Below are 5421 nucleotides of genomic sequence, written 5' to 3'. Positions count from 1 at the left end.
GCCCGGCGACTACCGGGTGGAGCTGGCGGTGGTGCGGTTCGTCGACGACCCGGAGCACGAGCGGGTGGCGGCGGCGAAGCTGGTCGTCTCGGCCGAGCCGGTGGCCTCCTGGCACCTGGCGCTGCGGCCGGGTCAGGACGACCGGCTGCTCGGCGACGGGGAGTTCTACGGCTTCGGCGTCGACTCGGGCACGGCCTGCTTCGTCGACGCGGACGCGGCCGAGGCGCTGGACCCGATCTTCGACCGGTCCTTCGAGGAGATCGCCGAGCGCTTGATCGGCGGCGCCTCGGAGCGGGTGGCCGACCCGGTGTCGGGTGCGGCGCTGGTGGCCTTCGGCAGCGGCTGGGGCGACGGCTCGTACCCGACGTGGGTCGGTCGCGCCGCTGACGGCTCCGTGGCCTGCTTCGTCGTCGACCTGCTCGTCCTGCACCGGGCGACCCCGCAGCCCGCCGTTCCGGTGAGCTGATCCCCGCCCGTGGGCACCACTCGTGGAGGGGGCGGGTGGTGCTCACGAGCGTGTCAGGTGTCCAGGGTGGCGGCGAAGCTGCTCAGCGCCTCGCGGTCGGGCTGCGCGGTCTTGGTGATCAGGCTGGCCACGTGCTTCTCCACGGTGCGCGGCGAGATGTGCAGGCGGGTCGCGATGGCCTTGTTGCCCAGCCTGCCCGCCAGCAGCCGGAACACCTCGAACTCCCGCACGGTCACGCCCAGGGCGCGCAGCTGCCCCGGCACCTGCTCGGACCCGGTGCGCCGCTGCGGCACCGAGGCGCCCGCCTGCCGCAGCAGCCCCCGGCACGCGCTGGCCACGGCGGACCGGCCCGCGGCGTGGAAGTGCTCCTCGGCCGCGCGCAGCCACGGCACCGGCTCGCCCCAGCCCTCCGCCACCGCCGCCTCGGCCACCAGCCGCAGCCCCAGGTGCCTGGCCAGCGGGAACACCGCCGCCGCGTCGCGGCCCGCGCGCACCGCCGCGGCGGCCTCGGCGGCGCGGCCCTCGCGGCCGAGCAGGACCGCGTCGGCGAACTGGCCGAACACCCGGTTCCACCGCAGCGAGGCCGCCGCGAGCGCGGTGACCTCCGCGTGCCGCCGCCGGTCCACCTCGCCCGCCAGCGCGCCCAGCAGCAAGCCCAGGCCGTGCGTGCCGGACAGGTAGAACGTCGAGGGGTGCTCCGCCTCGAACGCGGTGGCCCGCGCCAGGTCCTGCCGCGCCAGGTCGCGGTCCTCCTCCAGCAGCGCGCAGAACGCCCGCGCCAGGCCGAAGCACAGCGGGCGCTCCTGCGAGCCCACCCCGCCCCGCTCGTGGAAGTCCACCAGCGCCGCTTCCAGCTCCGCGCGCTTGCCCTGGTGCGCGGCGGCGGTCGCCCTGGTCATGAGCACGTACCGGGTCAGCGCGCGCAGCTGGAGCCGGTTGGTGGCCTCCCAGCACCGCTGGAGCATGTCCTCGGCGTCCGCGTAGCGGCCGCGCAGCACGGCGTCCAGCGCCAGGATCGCATCCACGTTGTAGGCCACCGCGAGCGCGCCGACCCGCAGCGCCTCCTCGCGCGCTTCCAGCAGCTCGGCGGTGGAGGCGTCGGCCAGCCACCGCATGCCCGCCAGCCGCACGGCGGCGTAGTTGCGCTGGATCGGCATCCCGTGCTCCTCGGCGATGCGGCGCGCCCGCTCGAAGCACGCCGCGGCCTCGCCCAGGTCCCGCTCGCGGGCCAGGATGCCCAGCAGCTGCCACACCTGGCAGCCGACCTGCGGGTCGGTGCTGGCCTCCGCGGCGCGCCGGGCCAGCACGGCGGCGGCCTCGGTCCGCCGGGGGCCGGGCGTGTCCAGCGCCAGGAACGCGGCCACCGCGTCGACCTGCGCGGTCCGCTCGGCGGGCGCGTCCGGCCCGAGCAGCGCGCGCGCCGCTTCCACCTGCGCGTTGCCGTAGTCCCAGCGCCCGGCGATGTGGGCGACGCGGGCGAGCCGGATGTGCAGCTGGGCGCGCCGGGACCGGCTCAGCCCCGCCGCGCTCAGCTCGGCCAGCGCGTCGGTCAGCGCGAAGGCCCGCTCGAACTGGCCCGCTTCCCCCAGCGCGGGCAGCAGCGAGTCCAGCACGTCCGCCCGGATGTCCACGTCGACCTGGCTGGCCAGCAACCGGTGGGCGTGGTCGAGCAGCCGCACCGCGGACCCGGCCGCGCCGTCGGCCAGCGCCCGTCGGCCCGCCTCGGCCAGCAGCGCCCCGGCCTGCGCGCTCTGGCCCGCGTCCAGCCGCAGCGAGGCCACCAGCGGGCACCACTCGCCGGGCAGGTCCGGGTGCAGCCGCTGCACCGCGTCCGCGGTGCGCCGGGACAGCTCCGCGCGCTCGGCCGGGGGCAGCCGGGCCAGCAGCGCCTCGGCGGTCAGCGGGTGGCGGAAGGCGTACCAGTCGGGCACCGGCTCGTCCGGCGTCACCAGCTGCGCGGCCACCCCGGCGTGCAGGTGGCTGAGCACCGCGCGGTCGTCCAGCCCGGTCACCGCGCGCAGCACCGACAGCGGGAACCGGTGCCCCAGCACCGCGGCCACCGACAGCAGCTCGCGGCCCTGCTCGCCGAGCCGGTCGGTGCGGTGGGCGATGCTGCGCACCAGCGCGGTCGGCACGCCGATGCGCAGTTCGCCGAGCACCCGCCAGCCGTCCGGGCCGCGCACCAGCAGGCCGCCGTTGACCATGCCGTGCAGCATCTCCTCGACGACGAACGGGTTGCCCGCGCTGTCGTCCCACAGCCGCCGGGCCACCTCGTCGGGCACCCGCGCCGGGTCGACCTCCAGGCAGGAGGCGGCCATCCGGCGCACCTCGTCCTCGGTCAGCCCGCTCAGCTCCAGCAGCGCCCCGGCTTCCCGCTGCGCGGCCAGCCGGACCACCTCCAGCGCCGGGCCGGGGTCGGCGCGGGTGGTCACCAGCAGCACCACCGGCTGCTGGTCCAGGTTGTCCACCAGGTACTCCACGACGGCCAGCGTCTCCGCGTCGGCGTCGTGCAGGTCCTCCAGCACCAGCAGGCACGGCCGCTCGCGGCCCACCGCGGCCAGCAGCCGCAGCACCGCCTCGGCCAGCACCACCAGCGACAGGCCCTCCGGCGCCCCGGCGCCCCACTCCGGCACCAGCCTGCCCAGCGCGGGCTGGTACGGGCCCAGCTCCCGCAGTTCCGGGCCGTCGCCGCCGCGCAGCAACGACATCAGCGCCTCGGCCAGCGGCCGGAACGGCACCATCGGCCCGATCGTGCTGCCACGCCCGCGCAGCACCCGCATCCCCCGGTCGAAGGCCGCTCCGGCGGCCACCCGCGCCAGCCTGGTCTTGCCGATGCCCGGCTCCCCGACCAGGAACACCGCGCGCCCGCGGCGGGCGGCGGCGTCGGCCAGCGCCCGCTCCAGCTCGCGGAGCTCCTCGTCGCGGCCGACGACGACCGGCGCGCGGGTCTGCATGAGCCGACCATAGCCATGCCGACCACGTGCGCGCCGGACTGCCCGCACCCCCAAGAAGCGGGCAGTCCGGCCCCGCAGTCCTCGCCTGGTGGCCCCCACCACCGCACGAGGAGCCCCCCGCGTGAGGCCCCCTCCCCCTCACGCGAGCTCTCTCACACGCCAGGAGCACTCACGGTGGTGTCCTGGAGTCCGGCGGCCACCACGGCGCACGCGCCCATGGCCAGGGTCATCCCGGCCAGCGCGCGGGCCCTCGCCCCGGCTTTGGACTTGCGGCGCAGCACCATCTCCCCGGCGGGGTGGTCGCCGTCCTGCTCCTCCTGCCAGGTGTGGGTGGTGCGCGGGTCGTCGGTCGTCATCGGATCGTCTCCTCGGGCAGTGTCGGTTCCTTCGGGACTTCGAGCAGGAGCACGGAGGGCACCCGCTCGGGGAAGCCGAGGCGGAGCAGGCCGTAGCCGATGCCGGACAGGCCGGTGAGCAGGCCCGCCGACGGCACGCCGCCGGGGGTGCCGCACCGCGCTCCGTACTGCTCCAGCGCGCCGAGCACCAGGCCCGCGCGCCGGGTCCGGGCCGCCGCGGCCCGGTCGTGCCCGCGCTCGGCCAGCGCGGTGAGCGCTTCCACCACGCCCAGCTCCCCGTGGCACAGGCTCAGGTCGCGCAGCGGTTCGTGCACCGCCAGCGCGTTGAGGCAGCGGTCGAGGTGCAGCGTGTGGGTGTCGACCGGCTGGTCGGGCGGGGCCAGGTGGGCCAGCACCGCCCCGGACAGGCCCGCGCACCAGCTGTGGTCGGCTTCGCCCACGTCCAGCAGGCGTTGCCGCAGCGCCCGGTCGGCCCGCAGGTGGGCCCGGCCCGCCGCGGCGTGCCGGGACTGGCCGCCGGAGCGGGCGTGGCGCAGCAGCGCCCAGCCCACGCCCGCCCGGCCTCGGGCGAAGCCGTCGCCGCCCGCGTCGGCCGCCAGCAGGCGGTCGGCGTAGGCGTCGGCCAGTCGCCCGGCTCGCGGTGCGCCTCCCCCTTCGCGCACCGCGACCATCGCGGCCAGTCCGCCCGCCCAGCCCTCGACCAGGTCCGGGGCCTCCTGGCCCGCCGCCTCGACCTCGGCGGCGACGTCCACGGCGGCGCGCAGCCAGCCGGTGATCTCCGCGTCGCGCAGCAGCGCGGCCAGCCGGGCCAGCGCGTAGCAGACGCCGCCCATGCCGTGGAACGCGCCGCTGCCCACCGCCACGGCCAGCTCGGGGTCGTCGGTGAAGCGGCGCAGCAGGTCGGGGACCGGCGCGAGCGCGGCGCGGGCGAACTCGGTGTAGCGCGACGCGCCGGTCAGCGCGCCCAGCTGGGCCAGGAACAGCGCGACACCGGTGTAGCCGGTGGACAGGCCCGCGCCCATCGGCGCGACCGCCCAGTACCGGTCGTCCACCAGTTCCAGGCCCAGCCAGTTGGCCCGGTGGCCGTCGGTGGCGGCGCGGGCCAGCACCTCGTCGGCGAGGCCGCACGCGGCGACCAGCAGCCGCTGCGGGTCCGGCGCGCACGCGGCGACCGGGCCGGGCAGCGGCTCGCCGCCTCGGTGCCGCACCGGGCGGGGCCTGCTGGCCAGCGCGGCGCGGATCACCCACTGCTGCTCGTGCCGGTCGACCTCGTCCAGCGCGGCGACCTTGCGCTCGGCGGCGGCCAGCCCGGACTCCGGCAGCAGGTCCGGCAGGCGCTCGCCGGTCGAGGTCCACACGTCCCGGCTGCCGGGGCGGGTGGTGAACAGCGGCACGTCGCCCGCCCACAGGTCGGCCAGCTCGTGCGGCACCAGCGCGCTCAGCACCTCGTCGTCGGACTCGTCGCGCAGCAGGGCCAGCGCCAGGTCGCGGTCCTCGGCGCGGCGCAGCACGTCCGGGTGCGTCGACTCGTCCAGCAGCATGCCGTAGAGGCGGGTGGCCCTGGGCACGAACCGCGCGGGCGCGTCGGCGAACCGGCGCAGCAGCCCGTCCGGGCCGATCAGCCGCGCCCGGTGGTCGTAGAGCA

Annotated in this window: 4 protein-coding genes; 1 reads left to right on the top strand and 3 read right to left on the bottom strand. The window is 77.5% G+C overall.

Annotation, left to right across the window (positions count from 1 at the left end; all coding sequences use genetic code 11):
- On the top strand, positions 1–466 hold a 466-nt coding region (locus IEZ00_RS36830; RefSeq protein ID WP_229795906.1), incomplete at its 5' end, for a DUF4241 domain-containing protein.
- Positions 467–519: 53 nt separating this feature from the next.
- Here IEZ00_RS36830 and IEZ00_RS19760 read toward each other — a convergent pair.
- The 3 genes from IEZ00_RS19760 to lanM all read right to left on the bottom strand — a co-directional run.
- A complete protein-coding gene (locus IEZ00_RS19760; protein ID WP_189224756.1) occupies positions 520–3420 on the bottom strand; it encodes a helix-turn-helix transcriptional regulator in 2901 nt (966 codons plus the stop codon).
- Between the two features lie 152 nt (positions 3421–3572).
- The gene (locus IEZ00_RS19755; RefSeq protein WP_189224755.1) at positions 3573–3776 is read right to left on the bottom strand and encodes a hypothetical protein; all 204 of its coding nucleotides are present in this window, start codon (positions 3774–3776) and stop codon (positions 3573–3575) included.
- Positions 3773–5421 (bottom strand): type 2 lanthipeptide synthetase LanM (lanM, locus tag IEZ00_RS36825; RefSeq protein ID WP_229795905.1); only part of this gene is annotated, 1649 nt, incomplete at its 5' end. The genes lanM and IEZ00_RS19755, both read right to left, overlap by 4 nt.

The organism is Saccharothrix coeruleofusca, assembly GCF_014648515.1.
Taxonomy (GTDB): Bacteria; Actinomycetota; Actinomycetes; order Mycobacteriales; family Pseudonocardiaceae; genus Actinosynnema; species Actinosynnema coeruleofuscum.
This window is presented reverse-complemented; position numbering and strand designations above follow the sequence as displayed.